Source organism: Desulfolithobacter dissulfuricans, from assembly GCF_025998535.1.
GTDB lineage: Bacteria > Desulfobacterota > Desulfobulbia > Desulfobulbales > Desulfobulbaceae > Desulfolithobacter > Desulfolithobacter dissulfuricans.
In genome coordinates this window covers 3,323,121-3,348,978 of sequence record NZ_AP024233.1, presented here as the reverse complement: position 1 = coordinate 3,348,978, position 25,858 = coordinate 3,323,121, and the positions used below count along the sequence as shown (strand labels likewise).

Annotated in this window: 16 protein-coding genes and 1 pseudogene; 9 read left to right on the top strand and 8 right to left on the bottom strand. The window is 51.0% G+C overall.

Annotation, left to right across the window (positions count from 1 at the left end):
- Positions 1-27 precede the first annotated feature (27 nt).
- The gene (locus GF1_RS14980) at positions 28-180 is read left to right on the top strand and encodes a hypothetical protein (RefSeq protein WP_267926244.1); all 153 of its coding nucleotides are present in this window, start codon (positions 28-30) and stop codon (positions 178-180) included.
- Here the strand turns inward: GF1_RS14980 and istB are convergent.
- Together istB and istA are read right to left on the bottom strand one after the other, a co-directional pair.
- Entirely contained in the window at positions 150-890 is a 741-nt protein-coding gene (istB, locus tag GF1_RS14975; RefSeq protein ID WP_267926245.1) for an IS21-like element helper ATPase IstB, read from the bottom strand. The two genes, GF1_RS14980 and istB, sit on opposite strands and share 31 nt — an antisense overlap.
- Positions 877-2,361, bottom strand: coding sequence for an IS21 family transposase (gene istA / locus GF1_RS14970; RefSeq protein ID WP_267926246.1), 1,485 nt, complete (start codon positions 2,359-2,361; stop codon positions 877-879). Before istA ends, istB begins: the two co-directional genes overlap by 14 nt.
- Positions 2,362-2,439: 78 nt before the next feature.
- On the opposite strand from istA, the gene GF1_RS14965 reads away from it, so the two are divergent.
- The gene (locus GF1_RS14965) at positions 2,440-5,046 is read left to right on the top strand and encodes an ATP-binding protein (RefSeq protein ID WP_267927358.1); all 2,607 of its coding nucleotides are present in this window, start codon (positions 2,440-2,442) and stop codon (positions 5,044-5,046) included.
- A 635-nt stretch (positions 5,047-5,681) separates the two neighbouring features.
- On the opposite strand, the gene GF1_RS14960 is transcribed toward GF1_RS14965, so the two are convergent.
- Both GF1_RS14960 and GF1_RS14955 read right to left on the bottom strand, forming a co-directional pair.
- Positions 5,682-6,335 (bottom strand): transposase, encoded by a 654-nt coding sequence (locus GF1_RS14960; protein ID WP_267927357.1) that lies wholly within the window; start codon positions 6,333-6,335, stop codon positions 5,682-5,684.
- Between the two features lie 169 nt (positions 6,336-6,504).
- On the bottom strand, positions 6,505-8,226 hold the full coding sequence (locus tag GF1_RS14955; protein ID WP_267927356.1) for an IS1634 family transposase: 1,722 nt from the start codon (positions 8,224-8,226) through the stop codon (positions 6,505-6,507).
- Positions 8,227-8,253: 27 nt separating this feature from the next.
- On the opposite strand from GF1_RS14955, the gene GF1_RS14950 reads away from it, so the two are divergent.
- Both GF1_RS14950 and GF1_RS14945 read left to right on the top strand, forming a co-directional pair.
- On the top strand, positions 8,254-8,397 hold the full coding sequence (locus GF1_RS14950; protein WP_267927355.1) for a hypothetical protein: 144 nt from the start codon (positions 8,254-8,256) through the stop codon (positions 8,395-8,397).
- An 8-nt stretch (positions 8,398-8,405) separates the two neighbouring features.
- A pseudogene (locus GF1_RS14945) lies at positions 8,406-8,746 on the top strand (transposase); the annotation flags it as partial.
- 565 nt (positions 8,747-9,311) lie between these two features.
- Here the strand turns inward: GF1_RS14945 and GF1_RS14940 are convergent.
- On the bottom strand, positions 9,312-11,078 hold the full coding sequence (locus GF1_RS14940) for a retron Ec67 family RNA-directed DNA polymerase/endonuclease (protein WP_267927354.1): 1,767 nt from the start codon (positions 11,076-11,078) through the stop codon (positions 9,312-9,314).
- 294 nt (positions 11,079-11,372) lie between these two features.
- On the opposite strand from GF1_RS14940, the gene GF1_RS14935 reads away from it, so the two are divergent.
- Positions 11,373-12,719 (top strand): transposase, encoded by a 1,347-nt coding sequence (locus GF1_RS14935; RefSeq protein WP_267927353.1) that lies wholly within the window; start codon positions 11,373-11,375, stop codon positions 12,717-12,719.
- Between the two features lie 296 nt (positions 12,720-13,015).
- Here the strand turns inward: GF1_RS14935 and GF1_RS14930 are convergent, their stop codons facing one another.
- The 3 genes from GF1_RS14930 to GF1_RS14920 form a co-directional block, all read right to left on the bottom strand.
- Complete coding sequence (locus GF1_RS14930) at positions 13,016-14,788, bottom strand: anti-phage dCTP deaminase (RefSeq protein WP_267927352.1); 1,773 nt, start codon at positions 14,786-14,788, stop codon at positions 13,016-13,018.
- Positions 14,789-14,979: 191 nt separating this feature from the next.
- The gene (locus GF1_RS14925; protein ID WP_267927351.1) at positions 14,980-16,719 is read right to left on the bottom strand and encodes a hypothetical protein; all 1,740 of its coding nucleotides are present in this window, start codon (positions 16,717-16,719) and stop codon (positions 14,980-14,982) included.
- Between the two features lie 282 nt (positions 16,720-17,001).
- Entirely contained in the window at positions 17,002-18,549 is a 1,548-nt protein-coding gene (locus GF1_RS14920) for a tetratricopeptide repeat protein (RefSeq protein ID WP_267927350.1), read from the bottom strand.
- 659 nt (positions 18,550-19,208) lie between these two features.
- Between GF1_RS14920 and GF1_RS14915 the strand changes: the two genes are divergently transcribed.
- From GF1_RS14915 to GF1_RS14900, 4 genes are all read left to right on the top strand, one after another.
- Positions 19,209-20,015, top strand: coding sequence for a hypothetical protein (locus GF1_RS14915; protein WP_267927349.1), 807 nt, complete (start codon positions 19,209-19,211; stop codon positions 20,013-20,015).
- An 835-nt stretch (positions 20,016-20,850) separates the two neighbouring features.
- Positions 20,851-22,119 (top strand): group II intron reverse transcriptase/maturase, encoded by a 1,269-nt coding sequence (gene ltrA / locus GF1_RS14910; protein WP_267926322.1) that lies wholly within the window; start codon positions 20,851-20,853, stop codon positions 22,117-22,119.
- 820 nt (positions 22,120-22,939) lie between these two features.
- Positions 22,940-24,208, top strand: a complete 1,269-nt coding sequence (gene ltrA, locus GF1_RS14905; RefSeq protein WP_267926322.1) for a group II intron reverse transcriptase/maturase — start codon at positions 22,940-22,942, stop codon at positions 24,206-24,208.
- Positions 24,209-24,631: 423 nt separating this feature from the next.
- Entirely contained in the window at positions 24,632-25,783 is a 1,152-nt protein-coding gene (locus tag GF1_RS14900) for a glycoside hydrolase family protein (protein WP_267927348.1), read from the top strand.
- Positions 25,784-25,858: the final 75 nt, after the last annotated feature.

Here is a 25,858-nt window from a genome sequence, read left to right as displayed (position 1 = left end):
CAAAATTGACCCACCCGGACAAAAAAATTGACCCACCCGAGGCCCCTGGCCAAGAGCCTGTCCGGTGCCCGCAAGGAGAGCGGGCTGGGAGAGTTCCAGGTCGAGACCACGGAGGCGATATGCGTTGTCGTGACGCTCCTGCATGGCGGTCACCCTGTCAGCTTCTGGCGCAGCCTGTAGCTCTCGCCGCCGAGCATGAAGACGCGGGAGTGGTGGACCAGGCGGTCGATGATGGGCACCGCCACGTTGTCGTCGTGGAAGAAGTCGCCCCAGGCGGTGAACTCCTTGTTGGTGGTGACGACGATGGAGCGGTACTCGTACAGGCTGTTGACGAGTTGGAAGAGGTTGTAGAGCGCGGTTTTGTTCATGGGCAGGTAGCCGAGCTCGTCGATGATCAGGAGGTCGTTCTTGGCCAGGGCCGTTATCCTGGCCTTGAGCTCGCCCTTGGCCAGGGCCAGGTCGAGCGACTCCACCAGTTCGGCGGCCCGGGTGAAGAGGACCTTGTAGCCGGCCTCGACGGCCTTGTGGCCGATGCCGATGGCCAGGTGGGTCTTGCCCACGCCCGGGGGGCCGATGAAGATCAGGTTCTCGCGGTTGTCGATGAAGGAGAAATCGAGCAGGGCGTTGACCTGGCGCTTGGTGATGGTGGTCTGGTATCTGTAGTCGAACTCCTCCAGCCGCTTGATTGTGGGGAAGCCCGCCGCCTTGCGGTTGCGGAGGATGCGCTTGTGGTTGCGCTGCCGGCGCTCGTGCTCCACCAGCATGTCGGCGAACTCCAGGTATGAGACCTCGTTGGTCTCGGCGGCGGCGAGCAGGTCCGGGAGGCCGGCGGCGATGCTGGTACAGCGCAGGCCGCGGAACTTGGCAACGGTGGTCTCAATGGACGGCATCGCTCACCTCCCCTGTCTCGCAGATAGCGGCGTATGGGCGCAGCATGGCCCTGGTGGCGCTGTCGGCCGCGGCTGCCGGCCGCTCCCGGGGCTCCTGGCCTGTCCGCAGTTCGTCGAGCAGGTCCGGGCGCTTCCGGTACGCCTCCAGGTAGTCCTCGATGCGGGAGGTGGTCAGGCGCGGCTGGTCGAGGAGATGCGCCAGCAGGGGGGCCGGGATCCCGTGGCGGTCCAGCAGGCGGATCAGGCCGGTCAGCTGGTCCTTGTAGATGTCCGGCGCGCCCTTCTTGAGCAGGGCGCTCATGCGGATGCCGTCGTCGCCCAGGCGGCGCTGGATCTCCGCCTCGCAGTCGGCGATCCGCCGGGCCTTGTCCCGGTAGTGGGACTTCTTCTTGATCACCTGGCCCCGGCCGTGACACAGGGCGTGCCGCGTGATCTCCTCGCCGGTCTCCAGGTCCAGGAACACCAGGAAGTCCTGCTCCTCGCGCACCCCCACCGTGGCGCGCTGGTAACGCATGGGCACCGAGTAACGGTTGCTCTTCCAGGAGACGAGCCCGGTCTTGTCCGCCTTGCGGGTCTCCCGGCAGGCGGGGGTGAAGTCGATGCTCGGGGTGAGGTAGGGCCGCATGTGGCGCCGTTCGTCCCGCTCGTAGCGCTGCCGCGGTGACTCGCCAGTGCTGCCGTGCTTTCTGGCGTTGGCCGTGGCGTCGAGCCATTCGGCCATATAGGCTTCCAGGTCGGCCCAGGAGTCGAAATGCTCCCCGGCCAGTCCATTACCCTTTACGTACCGGACCCCGGCTTCCACCTTGCCCTTGCTCTCGGGGTCGTATCCCTCGCAGGCCCGGATCCGGAAACCGGCTACGGTGGCATAGCCATGGAACTGCTCGTTGAGGGTCAGCTCCCGGTAGCGTTCCTTGATCACCACCAGCCTGGTCTGGTCGTAGACGCACTCCTCGGGCCGACCGCCGAAGTACCGAAACGCTGCGTCGTGCATGCGGATGAACGTGCCGGTGTCGATAGGCCGGGGAGAAAGCCCCACGTACATCAGCCTCGAATAGGAGAGGACAAAGACCACGAAGTAGACGGTCGTCGGCTGGCAGGCCACCAGGACTCCCCGCAACTCCCCGGGGTCCACCTGGCATTGGACCCCGGGGACCATGTCCAGAACCGGCTCGTAATAGCGCTCCTGCTTGAGCGTGGAGGTCTGCTTGAGCCGGGCCACGTATCTTCGCACCGTCCGGATCGACACCGGCAGGTCAGGGTGTTTCTCCTTAAGTTTGCGGTGGATCTTCACCGCGCTCAAGCCGGGAAACGACTCCATGAGATGCCGGATGTAGGCCCGGTGGGGATCGAGGAGCTTGCGCCTCTCACGGTTGCTCTGCCGGGCCTGGATCTCCTCTTCGGACATGGCCAGGTACTTCCGGACCGTGTTGCGGGAGATCCCCAGCCGTCGCGCAATGCCACGGATGGACATCCCCGACCCATTGCTATGTAACGCTTTGATTTTGTGTATCATGTTCCACCCCTTCAAGGTTGCCTCCTCCCGGTTTGTATGGTTGGGAAAAGGAGAGAGGATACAGCCAAACGGCTGCCGTTTCAGCCTCGAAATGGGTCAAAATTGTTGGCCTTATGTGGGTCAATATACTTGGCCATTGACATTCAGGGGCCTTTGATGAATGATGCGGCTCGGTTGGAAATGTTCAACTATTTTGCCGGCGAACTCCTGGACCTTCTTCCCGCAGATCAGCAGCATATCCTCTTGTACCTTGCTCTTTTTGACGAAGTGCCGCTACCCCTGGTTCAGGGGTTATTCCCGGACATCGATATTGAAAGGTTTTTCGTCACCCTGGTCGAGAAAAATTTTTTTGTCAGCTACACGGATCCGGACAATCGTATTGTACTGTTCCATCATCTTTTCCGGTTGTTTCTCTGGCAAAAATCTAGAGCGATATTAAGCAGGGAGGAACAGAAGCGGGCCTATCTGGCGGCTGGCGCGTATTACCTGCAGCGTACAGACTGGAAGACCGCTTTGCGATATTTCCGGCTGGCAAAAGATTACCGGGCCATGGAAGAGATTCTCCGTCGTTTCGGTCTGACCCTACTGGCGACCAAACAGCTCCTGACCCTTAAAAAAAATATTGATGACATTCCGGAAGACTTCATCCAAAAACATGCCTGGCTGGTTTTTTTCCTCGGAACTCTGGCCATGGACACCCAACCGGCAAAAAGTTATCCTCTGCTTGCCAGGGCCCATGCTCTTTTTTGTAAACAGGAAGATATATTAGGGGAAATTATTTCAATCACCCAGCTGGTGGCGTTTCATATCTCCGTTGATGGGTTTTTCAAAAAGGGTTATCCGCTGCTGGAACGGGCGGAGCAACTGTATCGTGACCATGGCGACAGCCTGCCCGAAGTCGTGCGGATTCGTCTTCAACAGGCTCTGGGCGGGGGCTATTGTTTCTTTCATTGTGATCTTGAAAAGGCGCGATATTTTGCCGAGCTCAGCCTTGCAAGGGCACGGCGACACGGTTTTGAAGAAATTTCAGCCAGCTCAATCATTATCCTGTTCTACGTGCATGCCTTTGGCGGAGACTGGCAAGCCTTCAGCAGAGAGATTGAAAACTCCCTCTCGCTCATGCAGAGCTCCGGAGTCAGCCCTTCCAGCAGACAACATCTACTGGAAACCCAGATCACCTTTCTTGCCCTCAAGGGTGATTTTCAGAATTATCTCCGCTTGAAACGGGTACTGTTTGCAAAAGCAGAAAAGGACTTGGTCTCCCAGGGCCAGATCAAGGCCTTCCTTTATTCATGGTCTGCAACCTTTGCCATCGCCGAGGGCCGCCTTGGTGATGGGCGTGAAATTTTGAATACGGCTTTTGAGGAAGGATATGCCGCCGGCAGTCCCCATTTACAGAGTCAGTACAAGTACCTCTTAGCTTTTATCGCTGCTTGTGAAGGGAAGCGGGATGAGGCTCTGGCCGCAGCAAAAAAATCCCTGAAACACCGTGAACGGGCCGGTGGATATCGATTTCTGGGGTTGCATCATTTGTATACCGGGGCGGCTTTTGTCCAGCTCGGCCTGCTGGCCGAGGCGGAAAACAGTCTGGAAGAGGCCCTCAGGATTTTTACAGAGGTAAGTGATGCACACCTCCTGGCTGCTGCCTTCCTGCACAGGGCTTTTCTGTGGCTGCAACGTGGCGATGAGAAAAAGATGCGGGCGGATCTGCTCGAGGGACTCGGCAGGATGCGCAGGGGCGGTTTTGATTATTTCTTCAGCTGGGCACCACAGGTCATGGTGCCCCTGCTTGGAAAAGCCGTTCACCTTGACATAGAAAAAAACTATGCTGAGCATCTTGCCAGGCGTCGTTTTAATTCCGGGGTTCTCGACAGCGGTGAGTTTTTTCCCCTGCTCAGGGTACAGGTTCTGGGGCGTGTTGAGTTGTCAAACTCCGGGGCGAATACGGGTCATAAAGTGGTATTGACTCCGGCTCAGCGACGGGTGATCTGTTATCTTGCCTCGGTTCCGGGTCAGCAGGTTTCGCTTGAAGAATTTCAGCTTGTCTTCTGGCCGGACATTCCACCCAACAAGGCACGATCAAGATGTGACACTCTGATCAGTCGGCTTCGTACAGTTATTAATGAGCTGATGAGACCATCCCCTGCAAAGCGCTACCTGATGGTGGACAAAGGGATGCTCAAACTGGCCAATGCTCAGATAGATGTTGTGGAATTCAAGCATTTTGTAGAGACTGGCTTTGCTTGTATGAAAAAAGAAAATAAATGGCAGGCTGCCAATGCATTCCATCGTGCCTTTCAGCTCTGGCAGGGGCCTTTGCCGATGGAAACGGATGTGGACGAAGTCACCTCATGGTTCAGCGCGGAAATTTTGGACCTGTATATCCGTGGTGTTGAAAGCTGGGGCACAATTTTGAGGGAACAGGAATTATATGAGGAAGCAATAGCTCTGGTCAGGCAGGCTCTGCCCCATGCTCCAACAAATGACGCACTGGTACGATTACTTTATCATCTCTATGTCCAGGGAAATGACGCTTTTCGTGCTGCAACCGTACTTCGCGAATACAAACAGGCGCTTTTGCGGGAAGAGTACCTGCCGGCAGAGATTGATGAAATCATGGCATATTTCTGGCGGAAAAGGTAAGGCTTCTCGACGACTCGAGCGGAATCTGGTACTTTCCTGGCCCGGTGTCCATGCCATGCGGAGCACGGTAGTCAGCTTCGGTGGGGCTGACCGGGCAGGAGCGCAAGAAGGCTTTCCGGGGATGCGCCCCATTGACCACTTGCAGAGATGAAACAGGAGATCAGGCTCCAGGGCCATCGGCTGCAGATCAACTACGAGACAGCGGGAGATCCCCGCAGGCCCTTGTTCTCGTTGAGCCTACGCTCGGGGAAAATGATCTCTTCCTCTCCCACATTCTTTCAAGGACACCGGGACCGGTCCTGGTTTTTCTGAAGTTCCTTACCCTTCTTATTCAGTCCCAGTCCTGTACCCTTGTCCTTGCCTTTTGGTGGTAAGGTAGGGATAAAAGATTTTTGCCATGATCTCCCCGGGTATGTCCTCACCGGTATCCCGTACCTCGAGCATGGCATACCTGCCCGGCATATTGGTTTTATCTTCCAGGATTTCAACCTGAGCCCGGTGGTTGACGGTTTTTGAAAACATCGAATAGCCCCTGCAATGGTGCAGAACTGGTCGGCGGCGAAACGCAAAAAGCGGGTCCGGGAAGTCCTGGAGACCGTCGGCATGGCCGCGAGTTCCGGGGACAGGATACCCAACTAACGCTTTTTAGGACCGGGTTTCTGGGGTCTCAGAATTCTCCCCAGGGTTTTCTCCATGCTCTCCACGAAAGAGTCGCTGCCCAGGGGCCGGCCGGTATGCTCATGGCGTTTCAGTTTCTCAAGTTCTTCGGCTGTGGACAGGTGGAGGAAATCATCCCAACGAGGGATCAGTTCCGGAAAAGGGAAGGGAGACGCCAGTAGGTCGTCTGTTCCTTCAAGATGAGCACGGGCGCTGCTCCAGCGGTATTGACCCGGTTCAGACACCAGCCCAGCCGCCACCGGATTCATCTCCACATAGCGAATTGATGCAAGCAGATGATGCTCGTCCATGGGAAAGGAGGCAAATCGTTCCTGCCATAAATGGCCACGCCAGTTCTCCCTGAAATTGATTCTTCTGGTGTAGCGGCGATGGGCCTCGCCAATGGCACGGGCAAGCCCGGTTTCCGTTTGCGGCACAGCAACCAGATGGACATGGTTCGGCATTAGACACCAGGCCCAGATTCCGACACCATGTTTACGGCACCACTCCCCCATCAACTCGATATAAGCGAGATAATCATCGTCACAGAAAAAAACAGGCTGCCGTCGATTCCCCCGCTGGGTGATATGATGAGGAATCCCCGGACAGACAACTCTTGCTATTCTTGCCATACAAAAAAGGTAACAGATTGGCCTGGCGCAGTAAAGATATATATCCTGTCCCCAGAACCCCCGTCCAGGACCCCCCAAGACCATCCCTGGCGTGGGTCGCATCATTGCTCTGACAGGAGTTTAACCGATAAAAACCGACACTCCAGCATAAACTTGTAAAAACAAAAAGTTACTCTCCGGCCCTTTGTAAGACCCCACCGTCAATGTAATACCCGAACGCCTTCAGAATGGCTGCCTGTTTCACGCTCGGTTCCTCAAGCAGTCGCTCCGGTTTTCTCCTCCCCTTGTTCCACACCAGACAGGAGTGAAGCCTGTGCATGGTATCCATGATGGTTGCTGAGCTCATCTCTAATCCGGCACGACGTGCCATCAGCTCAATCCTGCGGAGATAGGTCAACGCAACAATGCAGGTAAAAATATGGCACCGAATCTTGCTGTCGGTCCAGTGCCGTAACGGCATCAGGCTGACCAGGCCAGTATCCTTACTCTGCCGAAAATTACTTTCCACGCCGTACCGGTCAAGACTGGCTCGAACTATCTCGTCGGTTGTCCAGGATGTGTTGTCGGTGATAAGAATATTCTTGCCGAACCGGTCAATATAACGGCTTATCCGGTAATGATTCTTGCGACAGGACATGCGCAACCGTCCATTGTCAAAATACAGCTCCATCTTGTACAGGTTGTCCGGCAGATGAAGACCTGCACAAAGCTCAACATACCGCCGCCAAACCCGGTCTCTGTTACGCCAGTTCCGTTCCCCGCCATTGACCTTGGCCCGCATCAGGGCAAGCTCTTCCCCAAGCCGCAGGAGCTTTTTCTCAAAACCGTAACGCTGCCTGGTGGCGGTCCTGGGATTATAGGTGACCACCACTGTCCTGTCCTGGCCCCAATACGCACCGCTTGTCCGCCACGCTACCAGCTGGTCATCCTCGCGACCTTGTTCACGCAACACCCGGTTTTTGTCCGTATCAACCGGCTGAAACTTGTTGAGATCAACGTGAATCAGGTCTTCGGCATAATAGGTGGAATAGGTGGTGATGAAATGCACATGGGGATTGGCATCAATCAAGGCAAAATTCTCTTCACTGTTCATGCCCTTGTCAATAACCAGGGTCATGTCGCTCTCCCGCCCGGAGAGCGTATTCATGACCGAAAACAGCTCCTCCATAACCCGCAGAAACAGTTTTGAGTCATGGCGATTTCCCTCGTATTCGCGATAGTACAGGGGCAACTTGCTTTTCCTGGACACCAGCAGGGCAACGCCAACCTGGCGCAACCAGTTTCTGCCTTCCTTGTTCTTGCCGCGCCGGGCAAGATCGGAAGGAGTATCACTCGCCATGAACGTGTAGTAGTTCGTCGTATCGAACAGGAAACAGTCAGATGTGCCAGGTTCCAGCTCCGCAATACGTTGAAAAAATCGGCTGGCGATCTCCCGCAGCTGATTCGCATCGACCCGGTCCCATTTCTTCCAAAATCTCTGCGAGGTAAGGGCGTTTATGTCCACTGGCCGGATATGCTGAACAGCGGTTGATGAATACCATTCGGGCAGCGCCCTTTTGGAGCGAGGGTCAACCATCCTGTTCAGGACGCCATACAAAAAATATTCACCTACACTGGGGCCTTTCTCCCGCGCGGACCTTGGGACAACGGAATCGACGATACCGGCAATATCGACCTCGCTGTCCATCAGGTTGGCCAGCCAGAGCGCGCCAAACTCCTGGATCTGGATTCTATCCGGACCTGACAGCTCGCCCGCGGCCATTTTCATGATCCGCTCGGGTGAGCCCAGGTAGACCTGGTTGATCACCCTGGGCTTGCCGTTAACCCTGGCGGTTTCCCTGATGTAGTAGTAGGGTCGCCCCTTTTTAATTTTCTTATGTATATGCGCCATACGGATATTATACGAGTAGGGGCCTACGTGATCAAGAAAAAATATTTATCAGATGGTTTTTTCGAAAAAATTATTGGCTGGAAACGTAAAACGGAAGGGGCCTACGGGTTGGCCGTAGCTATCATGTTGATATTAAATGGTATTTTTGCTGATCCGGGGGTTAGCGGTTAAACTCCTGTCTGAACCTGCTCTATGAGATCGAGGATATCGACCGTTTTCCCAGGGTGCAGGATTTCGCCTCCTACTGCCCCCTGGTCAAGTGCGCCAAGGAGTCCAATGGCAAAAAGTATGGCACGGCCGGCAGGAAGATCGGCAATGCCCATCTGCGCTGGGCTTTTTCAGGGCAGCGCAGCTTTTTCTCAAGGGTAACGAGCGGGGACAGCACTATCTCCAGAAGGTCACCAGTAAGCACGGCAAGGGCAAGGCCCTGTCCATCCTGGCCCACAAGCTGGGGAGGGCCGTGTACTTTATGCTCAAAAACAGACAGGGGTTTGATATGAACAGATTTCTTGCCGCATGAGCTGGAGGGGACGGATGAACCGGACGTCTAACTGGAGCCACCGTTGTTGTTTTTCAGCGAGCATGTATCTGCACCGGATATTGATGAACACGCATCATGTGGTGAAATCACACTGGTCGGTGCTATGCCGCATCTCGGCAGCCAGTTGCTTTGATTGGCCGTCCGTCCTGCTCCGTTTACATACTGATTCTTTGATATGGTTCTGCTCCTCCCCCGAACCCGACACTAACTCCGGCATGCTGAGTTTTTGCATGACCACGCTTCTTTGACTGGGACGGCATGAGGGTACGTGATCGTTTCTAGGACGCGGAAAGTTGGTAATTTTCTGCAGCTGTCCGACAGCGGGATCTATTGTGAGTCCGCGGACAAGGTGTCCGGCCTCCGACGAGCAATTTGAGGGCCCATTCTCGGCCGGACACCTTGTCCGCTCCGAGGTAGAGCCAAGTTCTTACCTGCTGCCGGAGGGTTGATCATCGATAGTGGTATCGTAAGATACGACGAGTGTTTGGTGCTGAATTGCTGTCATCGAATATGAAACCCAAGACAGGGCGTTTTCAAAGATCAGTCAGCCTTCGGCTGAAGGGCGATTAATTTTCGCTTCAAAATTATTTTTGTCTCTTGACAACCAGGGGCCTTCTAAGTGTTCGGCGTTTATTTGAGTGTAATTTTGAATAGCTAACTCGATTCGATTGAAAAGTGGTTTAAAACCTGTAAAGTCGATGTCGTTTTGGTTCATTCTAACAACCTTTTCTGCAAAAACTGTCTTGCTATATTCTTTCTTTTTATCCAAATATGATTTTGGATTAAATATTTTCCCATCAATTTTAGTTTTTAGCAATTCCGGATTAAATAGACTTTCAATTGAAACATTTTGTCCTTCTAGACTAGGTATATGCACAACATATAAATTATCACAAATATAATTAAATTCTCTGTTGCAATGATTGTTGATTTTATATTTATTCTGCAAAATACTATTTATTTTGCTTGCTCCATCATCATTATCGATAATTATTATCACTGGAAATACTTTTCCTGGTGCATAAAATTTACTCATTATTTTCGGATACATTTCAAGTATCCGGCAAAGACCAGATGTTCCTTTGGCTATAGCGAAAACATCTCGCAATTGTTTAGAAAACTTCAAAAAAGCAATATTAAAGTTATATTTTTCGTCTTTTTTTTCTATAAGTGTTGGAAAATCTTTTGCGAGTTGCTTAAGGGCGCATCTAAGATAGATTATATCCGTTTTACCTTCACATATAAGCAATGGACACTTAAGGGCATAAAAATATTTATAAAATAACAGTCGCCTGTATAGCTTTGTAATTGAACTAGGGTTGTAATGTCTTTCGTTCAGTTTTCTCTTATCATGCAATCGTTTCACATAATAAATAAAGTTTACAATACCAATTAATTGATTAACAGTTCCTTTCTTGGCCTCTTCCCCATCAATATCACTTTTTAAGTAAAACTCGTTAGTTGCAAATAATTCATTACACATAGCTCTCGCCATTCGGTAGTATTCTTTTTTTATGTTGACTTTTTTATTTACAATGAGGCCTGTAGTTATCTGACGAGAAGTTTTATACTGTAATGAAGTTTTTGATTCGTTTACCTCGAAGCCTATTTTCTTGATTTCATTTACTAAGGTTCTGCTAGGAATCCATATATTTGAACCATTTTCTTTTCTAACCGCTATTATGTTTGGAAACTCTTTCTTATTTGTAGAAAATGTGAGATCATCAGCATATCTTGAGTATGTACATTTAGCTCTTTTTGCAAGGTTCACCATCCTTATGTCTATTAAATGCCCTATCAAATTTGAAATAACCGGAGAACATGGACTCCCTTGAGGTAATTCGTTATTGTGGCACGCAATTTGAGCCAAAATTGTGGCAATCTTAGGTTTTAATTTAAAATGATGGTTTTTGATAAAAAAACCTCTTACTCTACCAAAGTTTATTGAAGGAAAAAAATCTTTTAGATCAACATTAAAAACATGCCGTTTTTTAACATGTTTTTGAGCATTTGATATAATCGAGTGGTTCCTCCTGAAACCATGTGAGAGTGAATGTTTATTTTCCGATAAGATCTCTTCAAGACAATCATTTAGGAGATCAGCAACCCTTCGCTGTAATTTTTTTAATCTACTAGTAGGCGATTTGATTATCCTTTCACCACCAGTTTTTTTAGGAACTTTAAATTCTATGTATTTTTTTTCATTAGGTATTTTATATATAATATAAGCAAGTGAGTTCGGTTTATATCCTATTAATTTAGCAAGATCACTGAGTGAATTTGTTTGTTTTAGTTTTTCGAGTGAAGACATTTTATCGAAATTAAAATGAGAATTGTGGCTTATAGGCACTCTTATGCGAAATGGAACATTTCAGGCATATAAATGATCAAGGAGTGTCGAAGGCAATCCGCCCTGACATTGGTTTCTTATATTGCGATACGCAATAATAAATCTGCCTATAAGCCACGTTTCTCACTTCATCCATAATCAGCCGAACGTCCAGCTTAACAGGCGCATTTGTAGGGAGCGCAGCGAGCGAAAAATGCGTCCTGCTTGAACATACTATTAGGCAGCCAGGCAAAAAGGCTTCTCCTTCAAGAGCTGATGTATAATGTGAGTGTTTCGATCACAACGGATACTATCAACACAAAAGGAGAAGCCACAATGAAAGTTACGCGAACTGCTCAGAAAATCAACATGGATAATATTGTCGATATTTCGGTGGATGTTCACAAAGATACCCTGTGCTTTTTCTTTGAAATCGACGGGGCTGAATTTTCCTACACCTGCAGCAACCGTACGACAATTATTGAAAAAAGGCTTATCAGTTATCGTGATATAGCCCTTGAGCATGGCAGAAAGGGGTTGCGGATCATCTGCGAACCGACCGGACAGTTTCAGAATAAACTCATGAGAACTGCCAGGAGACTTGGATTTTTCACCAACTATGTCAATGCCGAGTCCGTAGCAAAATTCCGAGTAGTGGAGTCCAATGATAACAACAAAACCGACAAAAAGGATCCGCGAGTTATCAATACCCTGGGAAAACTGAATAAGGTCATCAGGTTCCGCATGATCGGAGAAAAATATTTGATGCTCAGAAAACTGCACAAAATCTGCGATGAATGCGATGTTGCTATTACCAGCCATCGTTGTCGGATCAGCAAGTTGCTGGTTGAGCTTTTCTGCGATTATTCCTTTAAAAAAGATTTTCTGTACAGCAACTCCGGTCTTGCCCTGGTTGCGCAGTACGGATGCAATCCATACCGGATAGTCGATGATGGTTATCAGATTTTTTGCCGGAAGATGCGAAAGGCAGCACCGCGGATCATGTCCCGCACCTTGGAACGTTTGTGGGAAGATGCCAATAGTTCCGTTTTGAACGTATTGCCTCCTGGATATGTGCAGGTGCTTGAACAATATCTCTACGACCGACTGGACGACTATTTCAACGTATTGGAACGAAAAGAGAAAATCACGGAACAGATGGTTGAGATTCTGGAGAAACTGCGCCTGGATGACCCGTTGATTCCGCCACCAACACCGCATGTCATCTCTGAAAAAAATCTTGCCAGGCTGCTTGCGGAAACCGGCCCGCTCTCTGATTTCGCTAACTGGCGCAAACTCATGCGCTATGCCGGTCTCAATCTCAAAACCAGGCAGAGCGGGACATACCAGGGCCAGAATAAAATCAGCAAAAAAGGAAGAAAACTGCTGAGGAAAGTCCTGCAGGCAATAGTCCTGCCGCTGGTCAAGAAAGGGCGCCTCTATGGGGAATTTTATCACAAAAAGAAAGATGAAACCAAAATGCCCGGAAACAAGGCCATGACCATTGTGGCCAGGCATCTGCTCAAAAAGATATTTGGTTGGTATCGTTCGGGAGAAGCGTTTGATGAGCGACGATTTTTTACCTGTCAAAGCAGGTACGAAACGATGGCCAAAGCAGCATGACAGAGATGTTGTAGAAAAAACAGCAAGAAAAAGTCCGGTGAACCCCGGTCCGGAGATGACCGCAATTCGCTCGTGATCCTTTACGGAATCATCAGGTGCACAATCCGTCACTCGGGCCGGGTGTTCCCGACATGGCCGATAAAGTATGGCCGTCCCGCCCCCTGATTGGGCCAGGACCGAAGCTTGGTAGGATTGCCAGTCGTGAACGGATTGCATTGGACTTTAAGGAGTTTTTATTGCATTTTTGTATCTTCAAAGGAGAGGCTTGACTTTTTTCGCCTAAAGGTAGCGGCTTGTTAGGCGTCAGTGACTTTTGCATACAAACTAGCCGAAGTTTCTTCTATATCACGGTATGAGGCAGGCAAAAGTGGAACTCTAAGCTTTGCATTTTTCTTCTCCCAGGATACTGTAGTTCCATCCTTGTTCTTTCTGCGAAGTTTATTTCCCACACCAAGATTCATAGAAAAGAAATCTAGAAACCGTCTGGCCCCAACTCCGGTGAACGGCTCAAATACAACACGATCTGTATTAATCTCCGCATCCAGCTTAGTCTTCAATTCTATCGATTCCGAATGCAGCTCTAATGCTTTGCTCTTGGGGTACGGCTCGACATACACAACCCGAGAAATACCAGAAGCAATAATATGTTTAGCACAGTTATGGCAGGGAAATGTGGTGCAATACATTGTGGAATCCACACAATCGATACCAGCCCTTGCGCAAGAAATTATGGCCTCCATCTCCGCATGCACTACACGTCCAAACTCGGTTAGATCGCTGATACGGCTCTGCTCAAGAACCTTGGTAAACCTATCCTTTAGTTCTTCATCTGTACCAGCTACTGAAATGAGCTGGCTCAGGATGCTTTGGATGATTTCCTGCTGTTCAGCCTTGTTTGAGTCTTGCTCTCTCGTGTAGTCCTTGCCGTCGCCAGAATCAATAACCTCACCGGTTTCCGGGTCGACCTTGGACCAATAGAGACCTCCCCCTGATACCGGACATTCATTTGCTCCAGTGGCGATAATTTGCTGGTTTCGGGTTATTACCGCTCCAACTTGACGAGATAGATCCCCTGACCTAACAGAGCTCGAAAACGCCATGAACATCGAAAATTCATCGAAGGTTGGATTTTTATATGGATGGGAAAAAATCAGTTCGAGAAAGCGCTGTATGGTGTTTTTTACTTGGTCGTCATTTTTTCCAAAGTTCAGAAAGAAATCTGCCAAGTGGTAAGTGTCCCGTGTCCGTTGGCCATGAGGGATTTTCTCGTCTTCATCAATATCCGTGAGTTCGGCTGCTTGTGTCGGCGTTAGTCCCTTGTCGTTGGTTAGATAACTTAGCCTTCTTACTTTGTCGGCATGAACACCAAATAGGTAAAAACCCTGGCCATAAATTTTGCGTAGCAACCCGACTTCATCTGGATGCTTAAGCGAATTTATTATATAGGCCCGTTTAGCTTTACTTTCGTCTCGCCGTTCATGGATCAATTTGGCCGCACCATAAGCCAGAATTGCGTTGTTCCCGGAGTTTTTTCTGATTTCATCGCCCGCCGCCATGAGTCCCTTGATTCTTTCGTACTCGTTTTCTGCGTGTTCGGCGGTTAAAAGAGTCGATACGCGAATGTGTTCTACTTCATAGCCAAAATGTTTCAGCCGATCAGTCAATGGGGTTACTACACGTTCGGTCTCAGTTCCAACAGCTGTAACGATGCCTATTACAAGCTCAGATTCTTCGAAGGCTCCAGCAAGGTATTTCTCGGCTGGTGTTATCTCTGTACTGTCAGCATTCGTTGGTTCCTCTGGGGATTCGGAATCCCACGGGGCTTCAATGTCGGATTCTTCTGATGGGAATTCACTGGGAGAAAGAGCATATTTGGCTTGATTTTCTAACCAAGTTCTCCCCGGTTCCTTTCCCTGTAACTGTATGGTGCCAGTAGATACATACCAGTTGAGCACACCTCCACGCGCCCTCAGTACTTTCTTATTGGGTTGGGAAGAGTCCCATTTTCCATTAACGCCTGCTAAAGCAGCTTGGAGATCTTCAAACGATCCAGTAAAAACTAATTTCATAATCAAAGCTCGCTTGGCCTCCCAATTTTCAAGCGCCTAACGCTTGAGATCACTTGCCCGCCTTGGGTTTAGCAACCAAATTTATGCGTAGCACAATGCTTAGGGAAACTCAGGAAAACGCGCGTGCACGCGGGTCAAGTTAATTGATTTGTTATGTGGTTTCAAGCTGATAGGTAAATACTGATGCAGGGTCATTGTATTTCACTTATCATTTTTCGTATGGTTAAGTTCTCAAGCTTACCAGCTATTGCAGATTCATTATTTTTCCAATGCAAACCATCATTATAAATTATTCCAAGTAAGTAATGTGTTTCTGGTATTATTGCGCCTTTTTCCTCAGCATAATTTAATTTTTTGGGGGTAGTGTGGGTGGTTAAGAATTCATCTTTAAATATAGCATCATCTAGTTGATTATATGCCAATTCTTCGACTTTCTTCCTGATAGCACAGCAGACAGCATGGGGATCATAAACAGTCTCTTCGGCAAGGTATAATGAAAACTGTTCATCGATGTATGTTTCAAAATTAGAAGAAACTCCCCACGTTGGTTTTAGCCCTAAATTTTCAAATTCAGTCCGTATGTTGATGCCAGTTGGGTCAAAATGAAGATGGTATTTTGCTAGGTTCTCTTTAATAGATGGATCTTCCCTTTTTATTAGAATTTTTTTTAGATGTTCATTTGTTTTGGCTTCTTTTTGTTGAAGAAAAAATACTTTCTGATTGCTAAATGTAAAATTTTTAAAAAAATGTGGATTGAGGTGCGTTAAAATAATCGGATAAATTTTTTTCCCGTCATTAGTTTTGAATTTTTTTATTAACTTTGTGATGTAATATTGGGCTGCAATTAAATTAGCATCATCTAAGTAATCAAAAATTTCATCAATAATAAGAATACTGTTTTCTTTGGTAAGCTTGATTTCAGCCTGTATTAACAATGCCACAAAGCACATTATATCTCGTTGGCCATTTGATATGTGTATTGTTTTTGGTATTTCAGCAATTAGTTTTCCGTTTTTTTCTTTGGGTACGAATGACTTCCAGCTTGAATTGAAGTCGTTGAATAATTTTATGCATTTCTCTTTTTTTAATTCGTATATTTTCCTTTTAACCGCTGATTTGAATTGAGACCGATTTTCATTGTAATCACTGGCAATCTGAATAGCACTTAAATGAATTTCTGATTCATTCTCAAATCCTAAATCAAAAGAGGCTATTAGCTGCGAAATTATAGTTAAGTTTGGAATACTATCTAGAGATTCCAATTCATTATCATCAATCCACTCTAGTAGTTCGTTTCTTGTTCCTTGTTGTGCATTTACTCTGTCTTTAAAAGCGTTTATTCTGTTTTGGACGCCTTGGTTTGATATTCGCCCAAGTGTTGTAAACACCTGGGACAATGATTTCATAAACTTTTTGTTGTCATAAATATCAGAGATATTGGGTAATACCTTGCCATTGTTGCCAAACGAATGTCTTTGGTTGTTAACTGAATAACCAATTTTTATATTTTGTGGTATTGTGCTTTGCAAAACAATAGTGGGAGTTTCAAGTGAGGCTGAAGCCGTAAAATTACCACCATATTGTCTTGCTTTCGCGAAAACTTGACTGTTGATTACAAACCATCCAAATGTATCCTTAATTTCATTTGAATTGTTTGTAGCTGTTTTCAGTTGCAAAACCCCATCATTATCTATGTATGATATTTCTATTGACGGAACATTATCTTCATTTTCTTCATAGTGATGATCGCTATCAAGGTTAATCCTGTTTTGATTTAAGGACTTAAAAGCAATAGCTAGCGAGCTTTTCCCGAAACCATTTGGCGCAACAAAAATATTTGGCTTATTGGGATAAAGGTCAAACTCAAAACATTTATTTGGTGTGTCTGCCCCAATACCTTTGATGTTTTCAATTTCGATCTTCTTTATCACTTTTTACTTCCTAGTAATTTTCGCAACACATAACAAGTAATTATACAGGTCTGGATAACCTGCCCCAGTCCCTTGTGTTGACAACGTAAAAACAGTAAATTGAGTGCGTTTTGTCTGTATATCCTTCGGCTTTGGCAGGATAAAAAGCGCCTAATATCATTCCATGCTCACTTCCCCGGCAGAAGCGTTTCGGCTTCCTGGGCCGAGATCAAGTAGCTCCGCCCGAACGAACAAGCGCTACTATGTGAAACGGCTACAGTTAAGCGTTGCAGTGGATCGGGATTATTCCTGCAGGGTCAGGCTGGCCTGCTGTCGACCGGCCTTTTCTTCTTCCTCCATGAGGCGCTGAAAAATGGCTGAGGCACGCTGGCGGTATTGTTCGGCCTGGTCCTGTTTCCCCTGTCGCTGGCAGAGCTTGCCCAGTTCCTGGAGTATGCTTCCCACGGCCGGATGGTCGGGGCCGCGCAGGTCTTCGGTTATGGCCAGGCTGCGGAGGTAGTTTTCCTCGGCCTGGGCATACCTGCCGCAGATCCTGCAGGCCTCGGCCAGGTTGTTGTAGGCCATGATCAGGCTTGCCCGGTCCGGGTTACTCGACTGTTCCTTCACGGCGCAGAGGCGTTCCAACAGGGGAATGGCCTCTTTTTCCCGCTCCAGTTCCATGTAGAGCCCGGCAAGTTTTTCCAGGATTTCTCCCAGGGCCACGTGGCCATCCACCTTCTCCACAATGGCCAGGGCCTTCACATAACCATCTTCTGCTTTTTCATACCGGCCCAGGGCTTCCTGCAGTTTGCCGATCTGAAGCCAGCAGATGCCCAGTTCCGGATCGTCGCTGCCCTTGAGTTTGGACAGGCTGACCATGGCCTGTTTGTAGAGGCTGCCGGCCTGCTTGTGCTGTCCCACAAGGGCCGAGGTGTACGCCAGGTCGCGGCGGGCCAGGGCCAGTTCCACCGTGTGCTCGCCTTCGTCCTCCAGTAGCTCGACAAGGCGGTGGGACCAGGCCAGTGCCTTCTTATGGCGGTACAGTCTTCTGGCCAGTGCGGAAGCGGTCCGGAGATATTCCGGAGTGTTGTCGTCCAGGGTCACGGCCTGTTCATATCGATCCATGGCCCTGTTGAGATCGACCCGGCACTCGGCGAGGCGACCGCTGAGGTAGGCTGCCTGGGCGGCCCGGGAGGGATTTCTGGCCGCGACATCATCAAGTATCTGGCCGGCAACAGCGGTATCATCCTCTTCGATGGACACCCTGGCCTGTTCATACTCTTCCGAAGCCAGATCCATCTGGCCCAGAGCTTCCAGGGCCTGCTTCCGGCAGGCGAGTTCCTGTTCATAGCTGATTTCGAGGAAGTTCAGCGATTCGGTGACCACCACCAGTTCCGCCTGGAGCTGTTCCCGCTGCGCTTCATTCTCCTCTTCCATGGCCCTGGTCAGGTCGCGGAGACGCTGTTCCCGGTAGCCCATCAGCCGCTGTTCATACAGACCAAGCGACAGGGTGACGGCGGGCTGTTCCCCCTGGGATTCTTCGGGCGGGGCAGTTTGTTCCGTCAGTTCGGCAACACCAGGTTCGACAGAGGCCTTTTCCCCGGCAGAATCCTCCTCTGCCGGGATTTCAGCTTCAGGGACCTTTTCTTCGGCAACCGGTTCAATCTCTCCGTCTTCAACTTCCTCCTCCTGTTCTTCGGTCACGACCGGTTGCTCCTGGGTGGGGGGCGGGATGGGAGCTTCTGTTTTTTCTGCCGGTGGAGACCCTGCAGAACGTTTTCTGAGGATCAGAAAGAGAACAAGAATGGCCAGGCCCAGCAGGCCTGCGATCAGAAATATGGAGCTGTTCATTGTTTTTCTGTGGTTGCGTCTGCTCAAGCGCAGGAGACCGGGCCACTTGCAGTGATGCTCGGTTTGAAGGACCTGCGGCCGGCAAACAGATTACAGACCTGGCAATTTCCCCGAACCGGTTGAGCCGGAAGAGAATGCCACAGGTTGAACCAGGCTTGTTTGCTGTGGATATGGCAGGAAAAAGACGGCAGCCTGCCGGTATCAATCGGGATTTTTTCAAGTACCTCTTTTATGGGTATAGCAAAGCGTCCGCCTGTGAACAAGAAAATTGCATATTTAGTATACGATTATTTGCATTGTCCTCCTGGACACACAGTTCAATTAAACGAATGCTGAGGCAGAGGGATAAACTGATATCTTTCCCGACGCCTCCTGGCATGTTGTCCAGGCGATCATGGTTCTGCAGCATCTGTAAACCCTGTTAGTCTCCTGTTCAGGTCCGGTTACCGGTACTTCCGTACAGTCGGCGCCTTTTGTTCTATCTTGTTGTTTTTTCATTCATGACGACCCGACATCGGGTTCAATTTCTCCCTGTTTGGCCCCGTATCGTCTTTTTTCATTCAGGCTGCTGCCCTAATGTTGGAGACAAACAGGCCGATCATTGTTCATCAAGCAGCCGGATCAGGGCAGCCAGGCCTGGCCGGTGCAGGGAGGAAATTATGAAAAACAAGAAAACACTGTTATTTTCCGTTGCCATTACCCTGATTCTAACCTGGACCATGCAGACCGAGGCCCGTTCTCTGAACCACTATTCCATTGATGTCGAGGTTGTCTCCGATCACCGGGGCGAGCTGCAACAGTATCCGGCCCCGTCCACCGGACGGGCCTTGCGTAGCTATATCGCGGTCCGCCGGGATGAGCGTTACCGTATCCGTATCCGGAACAACTCCGGTGAGAGGATCGGGGTGGTGATTGCTGTTGATGGACGCAATATTATTTCCGGCCGCCGTTCCGATCTTTGTTCCAATGAGCCGCTCTATGTCCTGGGGCCATGGGCAACGGCCGAGTACAGTGGCTGGCGGACCAGCCTCGAACGGGAGAGTCGGTTTTATTTCACCAACGTATCGGATTCGTATGCTGCCGCCTGGGGTGATCGCAGCGCCATGGGAGTCATCGGGGTGGCTGTCTTTCCCGAGAAACAGCGGAGACATGAGCGCCGCTACAGCCTGCCGTCCGACCTGTCGGGACGCAACCACTTCCGGTCGCAGAAGCGGAATTTCGCCGGCACCGGTTTCGGCGAATCCGCCTGGTCGCCCGCTCGCCGGGTGAACTTCAGGGCGGCCGGAAAGCCGGTACTGGTCAAATTCATCAAGTACGAGTGGCGCCGGACCCTGTGCCGACGGGGGGTGATCGACTGTGGTTCCCACCACTGCCAGCGGCAGCCCGGCAACCGTTTCTGGCCGGAAGAGAAATGCGCTCCGGGCTTTGCACCCCCACCCATTATCCTGTGGCAGCTCTTTCCATAACAGAAAGTGGATCCGCCCGGATCCGCCCTTATCCACCCGCGCACAACAGCCTGTCTTTCCGTGTTATATCAGCAGGCGCGGCCCCTGTTGCCGCGCTTGCTTTTGTGTGTTTGCCCGGCATGGCGGGCAAACCCAGCCTGCGGAACGCAGGCGTCACCCCGACCAGGGGAAGACAATCCGAATCGCAAGGGCGTTGCTGGCAACGGCAGGGTCTGAAGGAAGCGATAGGAAGTGAGCGGTACATAGCGTAAGTGAACCTGATTCGGCGTCATAGGTGGGTAAGCGTGCACAATAGCGTGAAGCCCGATACCTGGTCAGACCTTTGGCGTGATTGAGGATGGGATTGCTCACCGGGAGTTCGCCTTAACCGGGGAAGCCTCCTAGCGTACTTGCAGTACGAGAGTTAAGGAAGGTTCAAGGAGAGATCCAAGGCCTACCGAAGCGGTGGGAGGTGGCAGATGATTCCGTAGTAGTGATGAAATCCCGGCCGGAGAAGCCTGGTAACAGCGTGGAGGATAAAACCGGGATGACCTGTCAGCGTTGTTTGACAGGGGCTGGTATTTGCCAAAAGCGGTATCAGTTGCGAAGGGATGAAGTTTATTTGAAGGTTCCCTGAAGATCATGGAGGTCTGGAGTCAGAACACAAGCTGCCCGACGGGGCGGGGCACATTTTCGGCGGTATGCTGTGAGAGGCCGTCTGCTGATTTTGGCCGTTCATCGGAGTAACCTGAACAGTTGAGCGTACATTGCCCATTGGGATAGAAGGCGCTCTCATTTGGGTGAAGACCCGGGGATTCCAGGCAGAAGTGGAGGGATGGGGACGCAGGACAGGAGCATGGTTGACGTTTGGTACAGTCTGTATGACCGGATGCTGAGCAGGGACGCTCTGCACAAGGCGTTTGGGAAGGTGAGGTCTGCGAAGGGAGCTGCCGGAATAGACGGCCAGTCCATCAAGGACTTTGCCGCATCAGCCGAAGCCAACATCGACTGTCTCCTGAAGGAACTGTGGGAAAAGAGTTACCAGCCACTGGCCGTGCGCCGGGTAGAGATACCCAAGCCAACCGGAGGAGTTCGGTTGCTCGGTATTCCAGCAGTCCGTGACCGTGTAGTGCAGCAGGCACTGCTCGACATTCTCCTGCCGATATTCGATCGGGATTTCCACCCGTCGAGCTATGGCTATCGCCCAGGCCGCAGTTGTCATCAGGCGATATCCAAGGCGACGATGTTTATCCGTGACTACGATCGAAAGTGGGTAGTTGATATGGATCTGTCCAAATGCTTTGACACCTTGGACCATGATCTCATCCTCAGCGCCTTTCGTCGCCGGATCAGGGACGGGAGTATCCTCGGTCTCCTGGAGAAGTTTCTGAAGAGCGGTGTAATGACGGATTCGGGATTTACGGCTAGCGAGATCGGCAGTCCACAGGGCGGCGTGATCAGCCCTCTGATAGCCAATGTGTATCTCGATTCTTTTGATCAATTCATGAAGAATCGTGGCCACCGAATAGTCCGCTATGCGGACGATATCCTGATTCTGTGCCAATCAAAGAAAGCGGCCGAGAATGCTCTTGAGCAGGCACGGCACTATCTTGAAGGAGAATTGCTGCTGACTGTCAACCGTGAAAAGACCCATATCTGCCACAGCAGTCGGGGCGTAAACTTTCTGGGAGTATCCGTATGCTCTCAGTATACGCAAATCCAGCGAGGCAAGATTAAGTCTTTCAAGGCAAAGGTCAAGGCAATGACCCGGCGTAATTCCCCGGTGAATCTTGAGAAAGTGATTGCAGATCTCAATCCGCTCTTGAGGGGATTTGCCAACTACTTCCGGATAGCGAACTGCACAGGAGAATTTTCAAGGCTGATGAGATGGATTCGGAGAAGACTGCGAGCCATCCAGCTGAAATTGTGGAAGAAGCCCAATCGGCTTCACCGCAGGCTGAGGCAGCTTGGATACAGGGGGAAGTTTGATGCGATCAAAATGAACTCCTGGGCCAATGCGGCAAGTCCTTTGAGCCATTATGCCCTGCCCAACGGATATTTACACCGGGGCTTGGGTCTCTTTGATCTTGGTGCTGTATCTACTGGAATCTCTGTTTCAATATGAAGGAAAATAAACAGGAGCCGTATACGAGACCCGTACGTACGGTTCTGTGAGAGGGATGAGGCAAGCGTAATTAACTTGCCTCACCCTACTCGATTTGCCCGGCATGGCGGGCAAACCCAGCCTGCGGAACGCAGGCGTCACCCCGACCAGGGGGAAGACAATCCGAATCGCAAGGGCGTTGCTGGCAACGGCAGGGTCTGAAGGAAGCGATAGGAAGTGAGCGGTACATAGCGTAAGTGAACCTGATTCGGCGTCATAGGTGGGTAAGCGTGCACAATAGCGTGAAGCCCGATACCTGGTCAGACCTTTGGCGTGATTGAGGATGGGATTGCTCACCGGGAGTTCGCCTTAACCGGGGAAGCCTCCTAGCGTACTTGCAGTACGAGAGTTAAGGAAGGTTCAAGGAGAGATCCAAGGCCTACCGAAGCGGTGGGAGGTGGCAGATGATTCCGTAGTAGTGATGAAATCCCGGCCGGAGAAGCCTGGTAACAGCGTGGAGGATAAAACCGGGATGACCTGTCAGCGTTGTTTGACAGGGGCTGGTATTTGCCAAAAGCGGTATCAGTTGCGAAGGGATGAAGTTTATTTGAAGGTTCCCTGAAGATCATGGAGGTCTGGAGTCAGAACACAAGCTGCCCGACGGGGCGGGGCACATTTTCGGCGGTATGCTGTGAGAGGCCGTCTGCTGATTTTGGCCGTTCATCGGAGTAACCTGAACAGTTGAGCGTACATTGCCCATTGGGATAGAAGGCGCTCTCATTTGGGTGAAGACCCGGGGATTCCAGGCAGAAGTGGAGGGATGGGGACGCAGGACAGGAGCATGGTTGACGTTTGGTACAGTCTGTATGACCGGATGCTGAGCAGGGACGCTCTGCACAAGGCGTTTGGGAAGGTGAGGTCTGCGAAGGGAGCTGCCGGAATAGACGGCCAGTCCATCAAGGACTTTGCCGCATCAGCCGAAGCCAACATCGACTGTCTCCTGAAGGAACTGTGGGAAAAGAGTTACCAGCCACTGGCCGTGCGCCGGGTAGAGATACCCAAGCCAACCGGAGGAGTTCGGTTGCTCGGTATTCCAGCAGTCCGTGACCGTGTAGTGCAGCAGGCACTGCTCGACATTCTCCTGCCGATATTCGATCGGGATTTCCACCCGTCGAGCTATGGCTATCGCCCAGGCCGCAGTTGTCATCAGGCGATATCCAAGGCGACGATGTTTATCCGTGACTACGATCGAAAGTGGGTAGTTGATATGGATCTGTCCAAATGCTTTGACACCTTGGACCATGATCTCATCCTCAGCGCCTTTCGTCGCCGGATCAGGGACGGGAGTATCCTCGGTCTCCTGGAGAAGTTTCTGAAGAGCGGTGTAATGACGGATTCGGGATTTACGGCTAGCGAGATCGGCAGTCCACAGGGCGGCGTGATCAGCCCTCTGATAGCCAATGTGTATCTCGATTCTTTTGATCAATTCATGAAGAATCGTGGCCACCGAATAGTCCGCTATGCGGACGATATCCTGATTCTGTGCCAATCAAAGAAAGCGGCCGAGAATGCTCTTGAGCAGGCACGGCACTATCTTGAAGGAGAATTGCTGCTGACTGTCAACCGTGAAAAGACCCATATCTGCCACAGCAGTCGGGGCGTAAACTTTCTGGGAGTATCCGTATGCTCTCAGTATACGCAAATCCAGCGAGGCAAGATTAAGTCTTTCAAGGCAAAGGTCAAGGCAATGACCCGGCGTAATTCCCCGGTGAATCTTGAGAAAGTGATTGCAGATCTCAATCCGCTCTTGAGGGGATTTGCCAACTACTTCCGGATAGCGAACTGCACAGGAGAATTTTCAAGGCTGATGAGATGGATTCGGAGAAGACTGCGAGCCATCCAGCTGAAATTGTGGAAGAAGCCCAATCGGCTTCACCGCAGGCTGAGGCAGCTTGGATACAGGGGGAAGTTTGATGCGATCAAAATGAACTCCTGGGCCAATGCGGCAAGTCCTTTGAGCCATTATGCCCTGCCCAACGGATATTTACACCGGGGCTTGGGTCTCTTTGATCTTGGTGCTGTATCTACTGGAATCTCTGTTTCAATATGAAGGAAAATAAACAGGAGCCGTATACGAGACCCGTACGTACGGTTCTGTGAGAGGGATGAGGCAAGCGTAATTAACTTGCCTCACCCTACTCGATTCTGCTGATGATTACTTTTTATGTGAAAGTCTTGTTCCATCCTCCAGGGGGACAACAGCTTTCATGTTTTGTTGTGCAGGTCGTGGGAGCGTGCATGGGTGTTAAATATATCAGTCACCGGCTCGACTCCCTGCCGGGAAGGATCGGGTGGTGCGGCTCATCTCTGTTTATTTATCGTTCTTTGTTCCTGGGGGTGCAGAGTCGGTTTCGTGCATGGCTGATCCGGCACTCTTGAGCCTGTGGCATTCTCCGGTGGCGTCTTCACGGTGATGAACCGGAGAGAAAGGTATGTCTTCGGAATGCGGGGATGAGGTCTGGAGGAACAGGCCATGATTGAAGAGCTGATGATCGAGTTTGCCCGCCGGACCGGGTTGTCACCGGCCACGGAACAGCCCCGGCGGTACCTGTGGACCGACGCCTTTGCAGTCTGCAATTTCCTGGGACTTCATGACCAGACCGGTGAGCGGAAATATCTGGACCTGGCTCTGGCCCTGGTGGACCAGGTACATCACACCCTGGGGCGCCATCGACCCGATGACGCACGCAAAGGCTGGATCAGTGGTCTTGGCGAGGCGGAAGGCGAGCACCATCCCACCATCGGCGGCCTGCGCATCGGCAAGAAAATGAATGAACGTGCTCCCGGAGATCCTTTTGACGAAGCCCTGGAGTGGAAGCGGGACGGCCAGTACTTCCATTATCTGACCAAGTGGATGCACGCTCTGAACCGGTTGAGCCGGGTCACGGGCGATCCCACCTATAACCGCTGGGCGGTGGAAATGGCCAGGGCCGTCCACGCTCGCTTCACCTACCTGCCTCCTTCCGGTGGTCCCCGGCGGATGTACTGGAAGATGAGCATCGACCTGAGCCGGCCACTGGTGCCCTCAATGGGGCAGCATGATCCCCTGGACGGCTACATCACCTACAACCAGCTCCAGCTTTGCCTGCCAGAGGGCGAAACCGATCCCGCGGCTGTGGATCTTGGCAACGAGATCAGGGAACTGGCGGAGATCTGCCGGGACCGGAACTGGGCAACCGATGATGCGCTGGGCATTGGCGGGCTGTTGACCGACGGCTGGAAGCTGGCGCAGATGATGATCCAGTGTGGATTCAATCAGCCTGGACTGCTCACGACCATAGTGGACAGCGCTGCGGCTGGCCTGCACGCTTTTGTTCTCACCGAACCCCTCCGGTTGCCGGCACCGTACCGGCTGCCGTTTCGGGAATTCGGGCTCGCCATCGGCCTGCGGGCCATGGAGCGGCTCCATCGATCGACCTGCCAACAGCCTGAACAGTATGAAAGTCACGGTCGCCTGCCGGAAGTGGTGGGCCGCCTGAGGGGCTATCAGTCCCTGGCCGGAGAGATCGAGGCCTTCTGGCTCGATCCCCTCAACCGGGAGGCTGCAACCTGGAAGGAACATCTGGATATCAATGCGGTGATGTTGGCCACCAGCCTGGCCCCGGACGGCTTTCTCTCCCTCTGACCACCCGTGCCATCCTGTCGCAACTCGGCCATCCGGAACCTCGAAGGGGGAGATAATAGGTAGAACAGGGGATGA